This is a genomic window from Thauera chlorobenzoica (assembly GCF_001922305.1).
Classification (GTDB): domain Bacteria; phylum Pseudomonadota; class Gammaproteobacteria; order Burkholderiales; family Rhodocyclaceae; genus Thauera; species Thauera chlorobenzoica.
Window position 1 is genome coordinate 1468978 of record NZ_CP018839.1, and the last position, 16339, is coordinate 1485316.

Annotated in this window: 17 protein-coding genes; 3 read left to right on the forward strand and 14 right to left on the reverse strand. The window is 65.8% G+C overall.

Features of this window, described 5'->3' with window-relative positions; genetic code table 11:
• Positions 1-92: 92 nt before the first annotated feature.
• The 3 genes from Tchl_RS06935 to Tchl_RS06945 all read left to right on the forward strand — a co-directional run bounded on the left by Tchl_RS06935 (position 93) and on the right by Tchl_RS06945 (position 2819).
• Positions 93-1313: an acyl-CoA dehydrogenase family protein gene (locus Tchl_RS06935; protein WP_075147753.1), complete on the forward strand. Its 1221-nt coding sequence runs from the start codon at positions 93-95 to the stop codon at positions 1311-1313.
• Positions 1314-1351: 38 nt separating this feature from the next.
• Positions 1352-2122 carry an enoyl-CoA hydratase/isomerase family protein gene (locus tag Tchl_RS06940; protein ID WP_075147754.1) on the forward strand — a complete coding sequence of 257 codons (771 nt, stop codon included), beginning with the start codon at positions 1352-1354 and terminating at the stop codon, positions 2120-2122.
• 67 nt (positions 2123-2189) lie between these two features.
• The gene (locus Tchl_RS06945) at positions 2190-2819 is read left to right on the forward strand and encodes a YbhB/YbcL family Raf kinase inhibitor-like protein (RefSeq protein WP_075147755.1); all 630 of its coding nucleotides are present in this window, start codon (positions 2190-2192) and stop codon (positions 2817-2819) included.
• Positions 2820-2966: 147 nt separating this feature from the next.
• Here the strand turns inward: Tchl_RS06945 and Tchl_RS06950 are convergent, their stop codons facing one another.
• From Tchl_RS06950 to bssD, 14 genes are all read right to left on the reverse strand, one after another.
• Positions 2967-3221 (reverse strand): Txe/YoeB family addiction module toxin, encoded by a 255-nt coding sequence (locus Tchl_RS06950; protein WP_075147756.1) that lies wholly within the window; start codon positions 3219-3221, stop codon positions 2967-2969.
• Entirely contained in the window at positions 3218-3469 is a 252-nt protein-coding gene (locus Tchl_RS06955) for a type II toxin-antitoxin system Phd/YefM family antitoxin (protein ID WP_075147757.1), read from the reverse strand. The genes Tchl_RS06950 and Tchl_RS06955 overlap by 4 nt, the downstream gene beginning before the upstream one ends.
• Positions 3470-3585: 116 nt before the next feature.
• The gene (locus Tchl_RS06960) at positions 3586-5157 is read right to left on the reverse strand and encodes an amidohydrolase (protein WP_075147758.1); all 1572 of its coding nucleotides are present in this window, start codon (positions 5155-5157) and stop codon (positions 3586-3588) included.
• On the reverse strand, positions 5154-6098 hold the full coding sequence (locus tag Tchl_RS06965; RefSeq protein ID WP_075147759.1) for an SDR family oxidoreductase: 945 nt from the start codon (positions 6096-6098) through the stop codon (positions 5154-5156). Before Tchl_RS06965 ends, Tchl_RS06960 begins: the two co-directional genes overlap by 4 nt.
• Before the next feature lie 22 nt (positions 6099-6120).
• Entirely contained in the window at positions 6121-7044 is a 924-nt protein-coding gene (locus Tchl_RS06970; protein ID WP_075147760.1) for a DUF4037 domain-containing protein, read from the reverse strand.
• Entirely contained in the window at positions 7041-7625 is a 585-nt protein-coding gene (locus tag Tchl_RS06975) for a DUF4258 domain-containing protein (RefSeq protein ID WP_075147761.1), read from the reverse strand. Before Tchl_RS06975 ends, Tchl_RS06970 begins: the two co-directional genes overlap by 4 nt.
• Positions 7622-8896: a multidrug effflux MFS transporter gene (locus Tchl_RS06980; RefSeq protein WP_083945173.1), complete on the reverse strand. Its 1275-nt coding sequence runs from the start codon at positions 8894-8896 to the stop codon at positions 7622-7624. The genes Tchl_RS06975 and Tchl_RS06980 overlap by 4 nt, the downstream gene beginning before the upstream one ends.
• Entirely contained in the window at positions 8893-9465 is a 573-nt protein-coding gene (locus tag Tchl_RS06985) for a DUF4125 family protein (RefSeq protein WP_075147762.1), read from the reverse strand. Before Tchl_RS06985 ends, Tchl_RS06980 begins: the two co-directional genes overlap by 4 nt.
• A gap of 9 nt (positions 9466-9474) precedes the next feature.
• Entirely contained in the window at positions 9475-11178 is a 1704-nt protein-coding gene (locus Tchl_RS06990; protein WP_075147763.1) for a vWA domain-containing protein, read from the reverse strand.
• A gap of 46 nt (positions 11179-11224) precedes the next feature.
• The gene (locus Tchl_RS06995; protein ID WP_075147764.1) at positions 11225-12085 is read right to left on the reverse strand and encodes an AAA family ATPase; all 861 of its coding nucleotides are present in this window, start codon (positions 12083-12085) and stop codon (positions 11225-11227) included.
• 125 nt (positions 12086-12210) lie between these two features.
• Complete coding sequence (bssB, locus tag Tchl_RS07000; protein ID WP_075147765.1) at positions 12211-12435, reverse strand: benzylsuccinate synthase subunit beta; 225 nt, start codon at positions 12433-12435, stop codon at positions 12211-12213.
• An 88-nt stretch (positions 12436-12523) separates the two neighbouring features.
• Positions 12524-15109 (reverse strand): benzylsuccinate synthase subunit alpha, encoded by a 2586-nt coding sequence (bssA, locus tag Tchl_RS07005; RefSeq protein WP_075147766.1) that lies wholly within the window; start codon positions 15107-15109, stop codon positions 12524-12526.
• Between the two features lie 36 nt (positions 15110-15145).
• Positions 15146-15319, reverse strand: a complete 174-nt coding sequence (bssC, locus tag Tchl_RS07010; protein ID WP_075147767.1) for a benzylsuccinate synthase subunit gamma — start codon at positions 15317-15319, stop codon at positions 15146-15148.
• Between the two features lie 22 nt (positions 15320-15341).
• Positions 15342-16337: a [benzylsuccinate synthase]-activating enzyme gene (bssD, locus tag Tchl_RS07015; protein WP_075147768.1), complete on the reverse strand. Its 996-nt coding sequence runs from the start codon at positions 16335-16337 to the stop codon at positions 15342-15344.
• Positions 16338-16339 lie beyond the last annotated feature (2 nt).

A 16339-nucleotide genomic window follows, 5' to 3' on the forward strand; every position in this document is an offset into this window, starting at 1 on the left:
CGGACAAGATCGAGTCGCTGATGCGCCCGGATGCCGATCGAAGGCGTGGATCGGCGGATCGGGCCCGACAAACATAAGACAAGAGACGAAAAATGGATTTTTCCTTATCCGAAGAACAGACGATGCTCAAGGAGGTGGCCCGCCGGTTCACCGCCAACGAGCTGATGCCGCTGGAAAAGGTCCTGCTCGAGCGGGAAATGCGGATGTGGACCGACGGCTACACGCTGCTGCCGGAGGCCGATCATGCGCGGCTGATGAAGATCACCCAGGAGATGGGCTTCTGGGGCATCGAGGTCGACGAGAAGCTCGGCGGCCAGGGGCTCGGCATGTTCGCTAAGACCTTGGTCGTCGAGGAAATGTCGAAGTCCTTGATCGGCTTCTCGCATCACGGCTTCACGCTGCCGCCCGACGCTCCCAATCTCTATTACCTCGAAGAATGCGGCTCCCCGGCGCAGCGCGACAAGTACGTGCGCCGCTACTGCCGCGGCGAGATCGACTCCGCGATGATGGCCACCGAACCGGGCGCGGGCTCCGACATCAGCGGCCTGACGACGACCGCGGTGCGCGAGAACGGCCAGTGGGTGATCAACGGCTCGAAGATCTTCATCAGCAAGTGCGACAAGGACGAACTGTTCTTCATCTGCATCGCGGTCACCGACAAGGAGGCCCCGACCAAGCGCCGCTTCACCGCGTTCATCCTCGACAAGGACACGCCGGGGCTGCGTATCGGCGCCGAGATTCCGGTGATCGGCGCGATGCCGACCTGGTCGGTGTATCTCGACAATGTCCGGGTCGGCGATGAAGCCGTGCTCGGCGAGGTCGGCGACGCCTTCATTCCGCTGCAGAACCGCTTCGGCGTGCGCCGGATCGAACTCGCAGCGCATTGCACCGGCATGGCCGAGCGGCTGATCCAGATGATGATCGACCAGGCCAACCTGCGGAAAACCTTCGGTGTGGCCCTCGCCGACCGCCAGACAGTGCAGAACTGGATCGCCGATTCGACCATCGAGCTCGAGCAGGTGCGGCTGCAGCTTTATTTCACTGCGTGGAAGTCGGATCAGGGGCACAAGGACCTGCGGCTCGAAGCGGCGTCGCTGAAGATCGCCGCGACCGAAATGCTCACCCGCGTCGCCGACCGCGCGATCCAGCTCCACGGCGGGCTGGGTCTGTCGCGCGAGATGGGCATCGAATACGTCGCGCGCATGGTTCGCATCTGGCGCGTCGTCGAAGGCGCCTCGGAAATCCACCGCATGTCGATCGCGAAGAAGCTGCTGACCGACGGCAGGACCTACAGCCCGTTCGTTGCCGCCTGAAGCGGATCGGAACACCACAAATAGACAGGAGAAGCGCAATGCCGGTAACGCTGGAAGTATCGAACCACGTCGCCTACGTGACCTTGAACCGTCCGGAAGCGATGAATTCGCTCGACCCGGAATCGACCGCCGACCTCACTGAAATCTGGGCGCGTGTGCGCACCGATCCGGACATCCGTGTCGCGGTGCTGACCGGCGCCGGCGAGAAATCGTTTTGCACCGGCACCGACATGAAAAAATCGCCACCGCCCACCGAGTGCATGGCCGCGACCTATCTGCGCGACGGCCAGCCGATCCTGCCGCACATGAAGATGTGGAAGCCGATCATTGCCGCGATCAACGGCTACGCGGTCGGCGGCGGGCTCGAGATCGCGCTTGCCTGCGACCTGCGCATCGCTTCCACGAACGCCAAATTCGGCCTCACCGAAGTCAAGGTCGCGAGCCTCGCCGGCCTCAACGGCACGCAGGCGCTGCCGCGCGCCATTCCGCAGGCGGTGGCGATGAAGATGTTGCTCACCGGCGAGATGATCAGCGCCGAAGAGGCGCTGCGCTATGGGCTGGTCAGCGACGTCGTCGAGCCGTCGGCACTCGCCGATCTCGCCCGCAGCTATGCGGAGAAGATCGCCAGCGCGGCGCCCTTGAGCGTGCAGGCGACCAAGCAGGCCGCGGTGCTCGGCAAGGACATGCCGCTCGAGCACGGCATCCTGTACTCGCACCTGCTGTGGGGCGTGCTGCGTGACACCGAAGACCGCAAGGAAGGCTTCAAGGCCTTCGGCGAACGGCGCGCGCCGGCATTCCGCGGCGCCTGAGGGCGGCGGGAAGACCGATGACGGGGCGGCAATCGACCGCCCGCCCCGCGCACAGGAGACAGGAACGATGCGTCTGACGAGCAGTTTCGACGACAACCGGCCACTGCCGGAAATCCACGCCTTGGCGGTGGCCGATCCGGAGACGCACTTCCGCCTCGGCGCCAACCGCAGCCCCGGCTTTACCTGGGACGCGCCGCCTGCGGGCACGCGCTCGTTCGTCCTCGTGTGCCACGACCCGGACGTGCCGAGCCGTTTCGACCATATCAACCGCGACGACGTCGTGATTCCGGAGTCGATGCCGCGGGTCGATTTCTTTCACTGGGTGCTCGTCGATCTTCCCGCCACCTGTCGTGGCGTCAATGAAGGCGAATTCTCCGACGGTGTCGTGGCGCGCGGAAAACCGGGTCCCGCAACCCGCCATGGCGCGCGCCACGGCGTCAACGATTTCACCCGCGGCTTCGCCCAGGACCCGCAGATGGCCGGCGACTACTTCGGCTACGACGGCCCGTGCCCGCCGTGGAACGACGAGCGCGTGCACCGCTACGTGTTCACGCTCTACGCCGTCGATCTCGAGCGCTGCCCGGTGGAGGGGAAATTCACCGGCCCCGACGTGCTGCGCGCGATCGAGGGGCATGTGCTCGGCAAAACGTCGCTGACGGGGCGGTATACGCTCAATCCGCGGTGCAATGCCGGCTGAGGCAGCGCCCACCACGATCGTGGCCCGAGGGCCGCAACTCGGCGCGCCGTAATCGATTTCGGGGGCGGCGTTGGGTTACCCGGTCGCGAGGTAGCTATGCCTACGTGACCCTTCGTTCAGCGAGGAATCCTGATTCCCGGAAATCGCTCAGTAGTGGTAGCGCAACTGAGCGATCAGCAACGCGTCGCCGGCGATTCTGTACACCATCCGATGCTCGTCGGTAATCCGCCTGGACCAAAATCCCGCCAGGGCGTGTTTGAGCGGTTCAGGTTTGCCGATACCGGAAAAAGGTTCACGCTGAGTTTCGCGAATGAGCTTGTTGATCCGCTCCACCATGCGCCGGTCTTGTTGCTGCCAATGAAGGTAATCTTCCCAAGCGGCCTCGGCGAAGATCAACTTCATTCGTCGAGTTCCCGCTCGTTGCCTCCGCCGGCATTGAGTTCGGCTATGGCGCCGAGCAGGCGGCGCGCATTCTCGGGGCTGCGCAACAGGTAGGCGGTTTCCTCGAGGGCCTGGAAGTCGTCGAGGGAAAGCATGACGACCGAGGCTTGCCCGCTACGGGTAATGATCAGCGGCTCGTGGTCGTTGCAGACGCGGTCCATCGTACTGGCCAGATTGGCCCGGGCTGCGGTGTAGGAAATGGCGTCCATGGTGTTTATCCGTACATGTACGGATAAACGTACATCATGATGCGAGCACTTGTCCAGTGCGGTTTGTAACATCACCCGGCGTTACGCCCGTGTCCGCTTCTGCGACGTCTGTTGCGCTATCGCGCCCAGACGATCCGTCCGCCGATCAACGTCATCACGACTCGCGCGCGCCCGAGATCGTCGGCCGTCGCCCAGTCGCCGCCGCCTTCGATGACGACGAGATCGGCGCGGCGGCCGGCTTCGATCGTCCCCGTCGCGTCCTCGTCGCCGGCCGCGCACGCACTTCCGTAGGTGTACAGGCGCAGCGCGTCGGCGAGCGCGATCGCTTCCTCGGCCGCGACCTGCCGGCCGTCGTCGTCGCTGCGTGTCACGGCCGCCTTCAGGCCTTCGAGCGGTGCGCAGGACACCAGCGGCGCATCCGAGCCGAATGCGAGCGGGATACGATGGCGCAGGAACGAGCGGAACGGAAACAGCGCGGGCTGCGTCGGGTCGGGCGGGCGCGCGTGCACGGCCGGCGCGGCGAGCGGCAGCAGCGCGGGTTGGGCGACGACGAGTGCGCCGCTCGCGGCGAGGCGGTCCAGCCACTCGGGCGGGCAGGCCGGGCAGTGCTCGAAGCGCGGGCGCAGGCGGGGCCGGAGACCGGCGCCGTCGAGCAAGGCGAGCGTGTTCAGCGAGCGGTGCAGCAGCGCGAGGTCGGGGACGTGGAAGGCGAACTGGAAGCCGGCGCGGTGGGCCGCGAGCGCGGTGGCGTCGAGGAGTTCCTGTGGCGGGTCCGGATCGCCGGTACTCTCGTCGAGCGCGATCTTCGCCGCACCGAGGCGCAGCATATCGGGGTCGCCGCCGGGATGGATGCTTCCGGTGCGCAGCCCCTGCTCGGCGAACGCGCCCACGCTGTCGGCGCCGGCGCACAGGGACACGCGCGGACGGAGGAGGCCGCGTTCCTTGTAGGCGGCCATCGCCTGCCAGTGCGCCGGCGTGTTCGACCAGCTCGTGTCCTGCAGGGTCGTGATCCCGGATTCGAGGAAGGCACGGTCGGCGGCGCGCAGGCCGGCCTCGATCTCATCCGCTGAAAGCGGCGGCATCGCCGCGGCCACCTGTGCGTGGTTGCCGGAGATGATGCCATTGACGCGCCCGCTCGTGGGATCGCGGTGGATCGTGCCGGCGTCGGACGGCCCCGCCGACTCGTCGATGCCGCACCGCGCGAGCGCGCGGCTGTTGAGCACGCAATGTTGTCCGCTGCGCTCGACGACGATCACCGGATGCACGGGCGAGGCGCGGTCGAGCTCCCAGCGCGTGGGCAGCCGGCGCTCGGCCAGGATCGCCGGATCGCAGTTCGCCGCCCGCAGCCAGTTGCCCGGGCGCGTCTCCGCCGCCCGGGAGCGCAGCGCGTCGATGAGATCGCCGAGGTTGCGCACGTGCGGCGGCGAGCAGTCGACGTAGCGGGTCGTCATCGCGAAGGCGACCGGATGGCAGTGCGCGTCGTTGAACCCCGGAATCACCGTCGCGCCCTGGCAGTCCACGAGCTTCGTGTGCGGGCCGGCGAGGGCGGCGCGCGCGGCGCGGTCGCCGACGTAGAGGATCCGGCCGTCCTTGATTGCGATGATCGACCCGTGGTCGGCACCGCGCCCGCCGGAAAAGCGTTCGGGCGTGAACGCGACGAGGTTGTACAGGATCAGGTCGGCATTCATCGCGCGTTGGCGGCGGCCGCTTCGCGCCGCTTGACCATCAGGTAGTACTTCAGCGCTTCGCGCAGGCCGACGTGGAAGGGCGTGTGCTCGAAGCCGAACAGGCGGTCGATCTTGGTGCCGTCATAGACGAGGTCCTCGTCGAGCGGGAACGGCAGCGGCAGCTTGCGGCGCGCGATCTCCCCGGCGGGCAGGCGCAGCGTGTCGATCGCCTTGCCGGTGATTTCGCCGAGGGCCTCGACGATGCGTGCATGGGACACCACTTCGCCCGAGGCGAGGTTGAAGGTTTCGCCGAAGGCGCGCGGATCGCCGATGCACGCCCACAGCAGGCGGGCCATGTCGACGACCCAGATGAAGTTGAAGCGCGACGCGCCCGGCTCGGGGATCACGATCGGCTCGCGCGCGCGCAGGCGGTCGAAGAAATACGTCTCGCGCGGCGCGTAGTTGTAATAGCCGTAGATGATCGCCGGCCGCAGCACGGTCAGCGCGACGCCCCGCCGCGCGCATTCGCGGCGCGCGGCCTCTTCGGCGAGGCATTTGTGGTAACCGTAATCGGCGTATTCGCCCAGCTCCGGCTGCGGCCCGTCGAGCAGCGGTGCGCGCTCGTCGACGGGCTGCTGCGTCGTCTTGCGGTACACGGTCGTGGTGCTGATCAGCAGATACTGGCCGACGGTGCCGCGCAGGTTGGTGAGCAGGGTTTCGACGTGGGCCGGGGTGTAGGCGCAGAAATCGACGACGGAGTCCCATTGCCCGCCCGGTATCGCGTCGCCCACCTGCTCGGGGCGTTCGCGGTCGCCGACGTGCTCGGTGATGCCGTCCATGCGCAAGGGCAGTCTGCCGCGGTTGAACACATGCAGCTCGACGTCCGGCATCTTCAGCGCTTCCTCGACGAAGACGCGGCCGGAAAAGTAACTGCCGCCGATGACCAGTACCCGTTTCGCCATGAAGATCTCCTTCGTTGCGGATTCAGCCGATCAGCACGCTCAGGCGGCGCAATGCCGGATCGTCGATGCGCCTGTGGATCAGCGGGCCGTGATCGACGAGAAAGGGGCTGTCGGAGTCGGTCAGCCCTTCGGCCTGCAGCTCGGCGACCGAGAGCGCGCACAGCACTTCGATGTGCGCGCGCTTCTCGTCGGCGTCGGCTGCCGAGACCAGCGCCGCGATGCGTGCATGTACGGCATGGCCCAGGCGCGGCAGCGCGAGCAGGCCGCGGTGCAGCCATTTGTAATAGGGCGCGTAGCGACGGTTGAGCAGATAGACGAGCGACATCAGGTCGCTGCAGAATTTGGTTTCGGCGTAGCGCGCGGCGAAAAACTCGTCGCGGGCGAGCGCGCGTGCGAAGTTGTACTGCCCCGATTGGCCGATCGACATGCAGCGCGCGGCGATCTTCGCGAGCCTGACGTCGTCGGGATAGAAGGCGAGCAGCCGGCGCCGGCGCTGCGAGAACTCGTCGAGCGGGTCGTGGAAGACGCGGCCGGAGGTGCACGCCGCGAGATGCATTTCCGGGATGCGCAGCCAGTCGAAGAGCGTCTGCGGGCCGTCGGGATGGCCGAGGTATTGCCTGTACCAGGCGCCGATCTCGAGCACGCCGACGCGATCACCACCCCATTCGGTGGTCGAGCGCTCGAAGCCGGCGAAGGACTTCGGCAGCCGCTCATAGGCCTGCTGCAGCGACGTGCCGATCGCGGCGTGATCGGCGTCGGTCAGCCACAGGCAGAACCCGGGGCCCCAGTCGTGGTCGCGCGACTGTTCGTCGTCGAAACCGAGGCAGTCCGAGCCGTCGCCGGCAAGGCCGGCTGCGATGCGCTCGCGCCAAGGCGCGAATTCGCCGCCGAGCAGTTCATCGCCGTAGCGCTCGAAATACTGTTCGGCGAGCGACAGTCCGTTCACGGCGCAGTCGCGTAGTCGATGACGTCGACGCTCTCGCTGCCGGTGAAGGCCTGCTGCGCGATCAGCGTATTGAGCCGCCGCCCGACTTCGGCATCGACGTATTTTTCGCCGCACTGTTGGCACAGGCCGGCGGGAACCTTCTTGATGACGTACAGCCGGCCTTCGAGGCGGTAGTCGAAATTGCCGACAGTCACCTGTTTGATGGCGCCGCCGCAGAAGAAACAGGTCGTGATCGAATCGGACATCGTCGGCTCTCCTGAAGAACGGTGCAACGCGGTGCGCCACACGGGGGGCGCCGGCACGTAAGCGTGGGTGACGACGAGCCAGCCGTCGGCGCGTGGGGCGGCGATCGCATGCACCGGCTTGCCGTCGTGGACGGCGCATAGCAGGTACGCCGGGTCGCGCTCGCGATGGCGGTGCTCCTCGATGATGCGGCCGCCGCGCAGCGCCGCTTCGATCTGCGCCGCCTCGATGCTGCCGGCCATCAGCGAGCGGATCACGTGTTCGGACAGGACGTAGCGCGATGCGTCGGCGCGCGCGGCAATCCAGGCGGCCTCGCCGCCGGGGAGGGGAAGGGTCATGCTTGGGCCTCCTCTGCCGGGCGGTACGCGGCGAGGGCACGCTCGGCGACGAACAGCGCGAGCGCGAGCAGCGCCGAGACGGTGGCGAGCGGCCGCAGCGTGCCGTCGTAGCTGGCACCGACGAGGGTGGTGACCAGGAACGCCGAGAGCATCGTCAGCGATCCGAGCAGGGCCGCGGCGGCGCCGGCTTTTTCGGGGAAGGGGGCGATCGCCCCGCTTTGCGCGCACGGGCTGTTGATGCCGTGCGCGAGGGTGACGAGAAAGTGGGCGAGGACGACCGTCGCCCAGTGCTGCAGACCGAGTGCGAGCCCGATGGCGAAGGTTGTGCCCGCCGCCAGCCCCAGCGTGCTGCCGACGCGAAGGGTGCGCGCCAGCCCGTAGTGCGGCAGCATCCGCCGGCAGAGCTGGGTGCCGACCAGGTAGCCGAGCACGCCGAGCGCGAAAAGGTAACCGAAGTGGCGCGTGGGCACGTCGAGCACGTCGATGAGCGCGAACGACGCGCCGGAGATGTAGACGAACACCATGCCGAAAGAGAGCGCCCCCGGCAGCGCATAGGCCCAGAACGCGCGGCTGCGCAGCAGCGCGCCGTAGTTGTGTAGCAGCGCGGCGGGTCGGATCGCCGCGGGGGGGCGCTGCGTCATCGTCTCGGCGAAGCGCACGGCCGAGATGAGCGCGAGCGCGGCACCGGCGAGTGTCAGCAACGTGAAGTTCGCACGCCAGCCGAAGCTCGCCTGCAATTGGGCGCCGACGATGGGGGCGAGCAGCAACGCGACCGCGAGCATGCTCGTCGAGCGGGCGATCACCTGCGCCCCCTCGCTGGCCGGCCAGGCGTCGCGGACAACGGCGCGGGCGATCACGGCGACCGTGCAGCTGCCCGCGGCCTGGGCGAAGCGGGCGGTGATCAGTGCGTCGATGTGGGTGGCGAGCGCGCACGCGAGGCTTGCCGCGACATAGACCAGCAGCCCGGCGAGCAGCATCGGGCGGCGGCCGAAGCGGTCGGCCAGCGGACCGCTGACGAGCTGCGACACGGCGACGCCGAGGGCGAACATCGACAGGGTCTGCTGCACCGCCGCCGGTGCTACGCGGAAGGATGCGGCGAGTGTCGGCAGCGATGCCAGATAGAGGTCCGTCGACAGCGGCTGCAGCATCCAGAAGCCGGTGATCAGCCACAGCAGGCGGGCGGGGGCGGCGGTGCCCGGCAGCGCGGCGGCGGCGCCGAAGACTACGGGGGGCGGTGCAGGGGGCGGGATGCGGGGGCGTGCGTCGTTCATTCCGCTGCCCGTCCGCTCAGCACCTGTTCGGCCTGTTCGAGACTGGCGTAACCGCTTTGTGCGACGAGCCGGTCGAGGGCTTCGATCGCGAGATTGCGCCCGGCGGTGGCGGCGCGTTCGACGTTCTCGTGGTACAGGTGCACGGTCCGCTCGCCGTAGGTCTCCAGCTCGCAACGCAGATAGACCGAAAAATTGCGCCCGTCGCCGGTCGGCGCCCGGCTGCGGCAGCAGCGCCGGTACAGCGCCGGGTAGCGCGCCTGCAGTTCGGTCTGCCAGCGTTCCTCGACCGCCACGATTGCGTCGATCAACGGGTTCTCGGATAGCGGCGGAATCAGCCCGTCCATGCGTGCGTACTTTTCCGCGAGCGGGTTGCGGCCCTGCGCGACGGCGCGTTCGAGGGCCTCGAGATAGGCGGCGAGCATCTCGCCGGTCCACAGATCGAACAGGCTGCCGCGGATCGTGCGGAAACTGGCCGGCGCGCTCTGGCAGCGCACGGGGCGGGCGCTATGTACCCGTTGAAACAGCTCCCACTCGCGATCGAGCACGTGGGCGACGAGCGTCTCCGTCATGGTGCGTTCTCAGTGACGGGCGTCGTAATTGAGCAGGCTGCCGAGTAATGGCGGCAGCTGTTGCAGATCATCGATGAACTGCACGAGCTTGCCGTACTCGTCGCGTAGCGACTGCTTCGCCGCCGGGCTGCAGCCGATGCCGAGGGTCAGCAGGCCGATGTTGCGTCGCCGGCAGAAGGCGATCGCCTCGGCGACGCCGCAGCCCCAGTTCGAGGCGCCGTCGGTGAGGTGGATGATGATGCGGCGGCGTGCAGCGCTGCGCGTCGACAGCGCGGTGGCGATGATCGCTTCGCCGGAAGCCGTCTTGCCTTGCGGCAGCACGGTGTGCATGCGTCCGTCGCGGAACAGCTCCGAGATCCGGCAGGCGCTGCGGGTCTCGTTGTAGGCGAACAGCCGTGCATTCTTCGCGTAGGCGTGAATGGCCGTGAACAGGGTCTGGAACACCGTCTCGGCGCGGGACCACCGGGCTGGATCGGCCATCGACCCGGTCGCGTCGACGAGCAGCACGACGTCGTTGCGCAAGTCGTATTCGTTCTTCTTTTCCTGGAACACCGTACCGGTCGTGTGTGCGCGGTAGAGGCGCCGGCTGTGGATCTTGCCGGAGGTCAGCCCGCGGTTGAAGGCGCTGGTGCGCTGCGCGGCATGGCGCACCACGCGCTCGAGCTTGCGCCGCAGCGCCGCATCGACGAGGTCCTGGGCCGGCATCAGGATGTCGCTGCCCTCGACACGGACGACGCCTTCGGCATTCATCACGTTGTCGAGCACCTGTTCGGTCAGGTCGCGGTTCTTCGCCGGCAGCGCGCGCTCAATCAGCTTCGCGTAACTGACGATGGTCGCCTTCACCGCCTTGCGCTCGGCATCTTCGGTGGCGATGTTTTCATCGTATTCTGAAGGCATCATGAAGCGGTCGCCGCTGTCGCCGATCCAGAAGCGTATGCGCGGCAGCAGCGTCTTCCACAGGGCCAGGTAGCGCTCGACGCGGAACTCGACGCGTTCGGCGATACCGGTGATCGCCGGGCACTGGGTGCGCAATGCCGGCACGAGGGCCGCAAGCTGCTCGAAGGGCGCCTGATAGAACTTGTCGAATGCGGCGCGATCGAGCAGGTCCTCGAGCCACGGATCGAGCCATCGCGTCCGGTAGCGATCCGGGTCGCGGTCGGTGGCGAAGATCCACCACAAGTGCAGTGCCTCGGATAGTGTCGGCGGCGACAGCAGCCGGCACGCATTGTTCTCGACGCGCCAGCGTCGCGCGATTTCCGCGTAGTGCCCGAGCACGCTGCGGTTGGCGAGGTTGTCGACGTAGACGCTCTCGCAGAGGTCGAGGAACAGCCCGAACTTGTATGCGTACTGCGGCGGAGGCTGGAGGCGGGCGAGGGCGAGCTCGCGCACGCGCGCGCTCCATTCGGTGCGCAGGTAAGCCTGGTGGACGGTCAGGCCGACCACCAGGTCGGTGCGCGCCGCCGGCACCGGGTAGCAGCCCAGGATCGGCGACGGATCGATCGCGATCGTGGCGTCGTCCTGTGCCATGCCGGACCACACGACTTCGCCCGCATTGCGGCCGACGAATGCGGCGACCTTGCGCAGCGCGTGCAGCAGCTTCGCGAGCTCGAGCGGTTCGACCGGCGACTTGTCGCGGCGCCAGAATTCGGAATAACCGTCGGTGTCGGGAATGACGAAGCGTTCGATGACGGGCGTGGCGGGAGCCGGGGACATCGCAGGGATCCTGTGCGCGGGAGGGGCGGACGGTGTCGGGGGACGGTCAGCGTGGCGTGAACAGCACGTACTCGGTCGTGCCGCGCTCGGTCTTGCCGAGTTCCACGTGCAGCGACAGCAGCACGGATTCGAGGGTCTCGCGGTCTGTCTGCAGGCTCGCCGCGATCGCCTCGCGCAGGCTGCCCCCGGCGGCGATCATCTCGCCGATCATCAGCGCCTTGCGCGTGGACACCTCGACCCCAAGCTCCGGGCTCGCGCGCAGGCTGTTGACGACGCCGATGATCTCTTCGGCCTGCGCGGTGGTGACGCCGGTCTTTTTCTGCAGCACCTCCCGTTCCACGTCGTTGGGCAGGAAATCCATCGAGGTGACGTAGAAGCGGTCGCGCAGCGCCGGGTCGAGCAGTTCGGTGCCGACGAATTCGTCGCCCTCGTTGAGGGTGGCGAAAAACACCACGCCGTCGGCGACCTTCAGCAGGCCGAGCTCGTCCATCCACACCTGGCGATCGTCCGAGAGGATCGAAAACAGCATGTTGAGCGCCTTCGGGTGCTCGGGCCGGTTGATCTCCTCGAGATGGATCACGCAACCCGGCGTCTGGAGCGCCTGCGGAAACAGGAACTGCTTGTAGCGGGTTTCGCCGTTCTCGAGCGCGTATTCGCCAAAGAGCTGCCCCGGTTCGGACAGCAGGCCGATCTGGAAGGTCGCCAGCGGCAGGTGATGCACCGCGGCGTACTGCCGCACCAGGGACGACTTGCCGCAGCCTTGCTTGCCGACGACGAGCACATTGACCGGGTGCTTCTGCGAGATCCGGTGAATGCGATTGAGCAGGCTCAGGGTTTCGGTATTCAGGTAGTAATAGGGGTCGGCCGCAGGAACGTGCACGCTGTCGAGGAGTCCGCTGTTCTTCATGAGGGTGTCTTGGCTGCTGGGGGGTGGAAAGGTCCGCCGCACGCGGTCTGCCGGTGTGGTGGAGAGTGGCCGGCGGGAGGCGGGTGCTCCCGCGCGGCCATCCCGTTACCGTGCTGTCGTTTGCATCACACGTGGTCGCGGAAGCTCAGTTCGCCTTCCTCGTGACGGCTGCAGGTCATGTGCTCGACGTCGCGGATCCAGCGTTTCCACACGCCGCCCATCGCATGCCGGTTGACGGTGCATTGGCCGCGCATCGGATCGGTCGGGTCGGGCGTTTGCCATTTGCACTTGCGGCAGGGGCGGGCGGTGTTCTCTTCCCAGTGCACCTGGGTATGCGGTGTTGCGCTCATGATCGATATCCAAAATTAAGTATGTCCATCAACTCGAGAGGCCGCCGATGAGCCGGGAGGGAAATGCCCGCCCTCCCGGCCCCCGCGGTCAGAGCTCGACGTTCAGGAACTCCAGGTCCTGGGCGTTGAAATTCTGCTCGTTGCGGGCAATGATCGTATTCTGGCCGTAGGTCGGGATGTCCACGAAGCGGGCACTGAAGCCGGATACGCGCACGATCAGGTCCTGGTGCTTTTCCGGCTCGCGCTGCGCGGCCTTCATCTCCTCGGTGCTGACCACGTTGAACTGCACGTGGTCGATGTTGAGCTCGTGCCAGGTGTCCATGTAGGCGTGCCAGATGTCGAAGCCGTGCTTGCTGCGCATGATCGGCACCGACAGACGCTGGTTGAGCAGATTGGCCTTCTGGTTCTTCTGCACCTTGGACACCGAGCGCAGCACCGCGGTCGGCCCCTTCTTGTCGGTACCCGAATACGGAGAAATGCCGCCGTCGTCGGCAGCCTCGCCACCGAAACGCCCGTCCGGAGTGGGGCCGGTGCGCGACCCGACTTCCATGTACAGGCCGACCGCCTGCCCCGTGGGCTTCACCGGACCGCCCGAGTAGTTGATGTTCTTCATCATTTCGCCGCCGAGGATTTCCTCGTAGAAACGACTGATCAGAACGTCCGCGTCGTCGTCGTCATTGCCCCACTTCGGCGCATTCTTGAAATCGCGGCGCATCTCCTCGTAGCCTTCCCAGTTCGCCTGGAGGGCGTCCATGAGCTGGGCCATGGTGTACTTCTTCTCGTCGTAGATGAGCTTCTTGATCGCGACGAGCGAGTTGCCGGCGACGATGCTGGTAATCGGGTTATGCCAGCCATTGGGCTGTTCCGACAGGGCGTTCGCGTCCATGCCGAGTTCCATGCAGCCGTCGTCGAGTGCGGAGACGAAAGGCATCTGCAGGAAGCGGCACTCCATGGTGCGCGAGACATCCTTGCAACGGATCGCCAGCGCAATGGCGTACTGATACTGCTTGCGGAAGGCTTCCCACAACTCGTCGAAGGTCTTGAAATCCTTCGCGTAGCCGGTTTCCGGCCCCATCTGCATGTCGGCATACGACCAGTCGTAACCGTTGTTGAGGGTGATTTCGAGAAGCTTCGCCGGGAAGATCGCGCTACCGCCCTCGGAGCGGGTTTTCTGCGCCTTGCGCCGGCCGGCCAGTCCCGGCGCCATGCACAGCACGTTGACCCAGTAGTGCGCTTCTTCCGGTGTTGCACCGTTGCCGTTGCGGCTGTATTTGGCCATCTCGAGCATCTGCTGCACACCAAGTTCGTTGTGCTTGATCGAAGGATAGCCGAGCCCGTCGCGGATGCACTCGAAAACCCAGCGCAAGGTCTTGGCGCGATTCTTCTTCGAGTAGCGGAACACGATCGACGGCTCCGTCGTGCGGATGCGCTTGGTCGCCTCGAGGATGGCGTCGGTCATGTCGTTGCAGGCGTCCGAGCCGTCGCCGTTGGTGCCGCCCAGGGTCAGGATGAAGAGGTCGTTGGAGCCGGGGAAGATCTCGCGGTAGGCGCGCGACTTGCCGGCGCCGTGCTCGGAGATCTTCAGCCGTTCCATTTCGATCAGTTCGACCGCATCCTTGTGCTCCATCGGCTGGAAAGTCTTGTCGATCACGCTCGCCTTGTAGTACGGCCACAGCAGCGAGTCTTCCTTTTGCGCGAAGCCGCTCGCATAGCGTTCGATCGCGTGGCAGATCAGGAAGGTGAACCATTTCGACTGCATCGCGTCCTTCAGGCCGCGTGCCGGCTCGGCGGGCATGCGCTGGCAGATGTCGGCGATTTCGAGCAGCTCGGCCTTGCGTTTCGGGTCGGTTTCGAAGTGTTCGGCGACGATCTTGCACAGGCGTGCGTGACGGCGTGCCCAGGCGATGACCGCTTTGCAGGCGATCACCATTGCTTTCCAGTTGTCGATCTTGTCGATCCATTCGAGACCGCTGGGAGCGTGCCAGGGGAATTTTTCCATTTCCGCACGGGCATGCTCGATTTTCTCTTCGGCCAGCGCGATCCGCGCCTGCAAACCGTCTTCGAGCACCGTCTCGTACGGCGGAATCACGCTGTTGTAGCCGGATGCGAAAACCGGCCCTTCGATCGTACTGACCTGGTAGCCGCGGCGCAGGTCGACCGGGTCGAAATACGGCTCGCAGCGGGCCTGCAGGCTGAACGGCTTCCAGTAATCGACGATCTCCTGGGCTTCCTTGGCCGGTTGCGGCGAATATTTGCTCTTCAGATAGTCCTGCACTGCCATGTAGGACAGTTCCGGATAGAGCGGAAACATGTTCGGGTCTTCGGCGTGGTAGCCGACGATGAATTCGTCGGTCTGCAGAACGAGCGTGCTTTTGTCGAGGATGTTCTTCAATCCGTGCGCGCGACGGATCGGCTCCGGCTCTCCTCTCGTGGCCCAGTGCGACTCCGTGAGCAGGCGCATGCGTTCGATCCCGGCGGTGACGCCCTTCTCGCAGAACTCGCCCGCCGCGGCATGTTTCCAGCGGCAGCGCGCCTTCAGCCGGCGGGTGCGCTCGGTAGACGGATTTTGCAGATGTTCGTGCAGTTCATCGGCCGGGATCTCGGCTTCGCGCGGATTTTCGGGGGCGAACTGAACGACTTTCCCCTTGTATTCCAGCGTCTGTACATCGCTCATTGCTGTCTCCTACCTTGTTCTGTCGTATGGTTCTGTTCAGCGCTTGTGGAACGCGCCGCAACACTGGTCGTTTTCGAAGACGGGCTTGGACAGCCAGTACCTGCCCTTTTCATCGTCCTTCTGGGTCACGCAGTCCCCTTTCGATTTTTCGAAATCGTCCGCGTCCTCCGGAATTGAAAAAAAGAAAGCACAGTCCTTGCAGGTCGTCATTTGATTTCCTCCTGATGCTGGGTCAGTGATGCACTTCCAGGGCGATGCCCCCGGCTAGTTCGTTCTTGCCATTGGCGATGCCCACGATGCCGCCGATGGTGACGGCAAGCCCTCGGGCCTTCAATGCCTGCGCCAGCGGCACGATCTTTTCGGCAGGCGTCTCGTCCACGCCGCTGTACTGATAACTTCCGGCCCGGCCGAGAAAGGTGTATTTGCCTTCGCCGTAGCAGTGGAAATTGAGCAGATCGATTCCGCTGATCGCTGCTGCATGCTTGCCGAGATACTCGGCGTAAGCTTCGACATCGGCGTGCGAGTCGTTGAAGCCGGGAATCACCGGAATGTGGATGCGCACTTTTGCGCCTGCCGCGAACAGGGTTTCGAGATTCGCGAGAATCGGTGCGAGCGGCCAGCCGATGACTTCGAGGTGCTTGCGCGCGTCGAGCGTCTTCAGATCCACGATGAAAAGGTCGACGATGCCGATCATCGATTCGACGACTTTCCCCTGCTTCGGAAAGCACGAGGTTTCGATCGCGACATGAACGCCGCGGGCGTGCAATTCACCGGCGAGTTGCCGTGTGAAATCGGGGAAATAGAGGGGGTCGCCGCCGCTGATCGTGACGCCGCCGCCGCTATTGCGGTAGAACGCCGAATCGGACAGCGCCTCGCGCAGGATTTCCTCGACGCTCATGTGCTGCCCGACGATGGCGCGGGCTTCGGTCAGGCAGGCAGCGACGCAGCGCATGCATCGCTGGCAGTTCGTGCGGTCGATCTGGACGATCGTGCGACCGTCCGAATTGCGCACGAGGCGGGACGTCTCGGCGGGGCAGACGGCCACGCAGCGACCGCAGCCGACACAGCGATCCGGGTAGAAATAGAATTCCTGCCGTGCGTCCTGGGTTTCCGGGTTGTGGCACCAGGGGCAGCGCAGCGGGCAACCTTTCAGGAAAATGGTCGTCCTGATCCCAGGGCCGTCCTGAAGGCTGAACCTCTGTATTTCGGTAACAAGAGGAATTTTCACTG

Bases quoted from the DNA above. Each gene is read 5' to 3' on its own strand.
- Tchl_RS06935 (WP_075147753.1), top strand. From the start codon at position 93: ATGGATTTTTCCTTATCCGAAGAACAGACGATGCTCAAGGAGGTGGCC.
- Tchl_RS06940 (WP_075147754.1), top strand. From the start codon at position 1,352: ATGCCGGTAACGCTGGAAGTATCGAACCACGTCGCCTACGTGACCTTG.
- Tchl_RS06945 (WP_075147755.1), top strand. From the start codon at position 2,190: ATGCGTCTGACGAGCAGTTTCGACGACAACCGGCCACTGCCGGAAATC.
- Tchl_RS06950 (WP_075147756.1), bottom strand. From the start codon at position 3,221: ATGAAGTTGATCTTCGCCGAGGCCGCTTGGGAAGATTACCTTCATTGG.
- Tchl_RS06955 (WP_075147757.1), bottom strand. From the start codon at position 3,469: ATGGACGCCATTTCCTACACCGCAGCCCGGGCCAATCTGGCCAGTACG.
- Tchl_RS06960 (WP_075147758.1), bottom strand. From the start codon at position 5,157: ATGAATGCCGACCTGATCCTGTACAACCTCGTCGCGTTCACGCCCGAA.
- Tchl_RS06965 (WP_075147759.1), bottom strand. From the start codon at position 6,098: ATGGCGAAACGGGTACTGGTCATCGGCGGCAGTTACTTTTCCGGCCGC.
- Tchl_RS06975 (WP_075147761.1), bottom strand. From the start codon at position 7,625: ATGACCCTTCCCCTCCCCGGCGGCGAGGCCGCCTGGATTGCCGCGCGC.
- Tchl_RS06980 (WP_083945173.1), bottom strand. From the start codon at position 8,896: ATGAACGACGCACGCCCCCGCATCCCGCCCCCTGCACCGCCCCCCGTA.
- Tchl_RS06985 (WP_075147762.1), bottom strand. From the start codon at position 9,465: ATGACGGAGACGCTCGTCGCCCACGTGCTCGATCGCGAGTGGGAGCTG.
- Tchl_RS06990 (WP_075147763.1), bottom strand. From the start codon at position 11,178: ATGTCCCCGGCTCCCGCCACGCCCGTCATCGAACGCTTCGTCATTCCC.
- Tchl_RS06995 (WP_075147764.1), bottom strand. From the start codon at position 12,085: ATGAAGAACAGCGGACTCCTCGACAGCGTGCACGTTCCTGCGGCCGAC.
- bssB (WP_075147765.1), bottom strand. From the start codon at position 12,435: ATGAGCGCAACACCGCATACCCAGGTGCACTGGGAAGAGAACACCGCC.
- bssA (WP_075147766.1), bottom strand. From the start codon at position 15,109: ATGAGCGATGTACAGACGCTGGAATACAAGGGGAAAGTCGTTCAGTTC.
- bssC (WP_075147767.1), bottom strand. From the start codon at position 15,319: ATGACGACCTGCAAGGACTGTGCTTTCTTTTTTTCAATTCCGGAGGAC.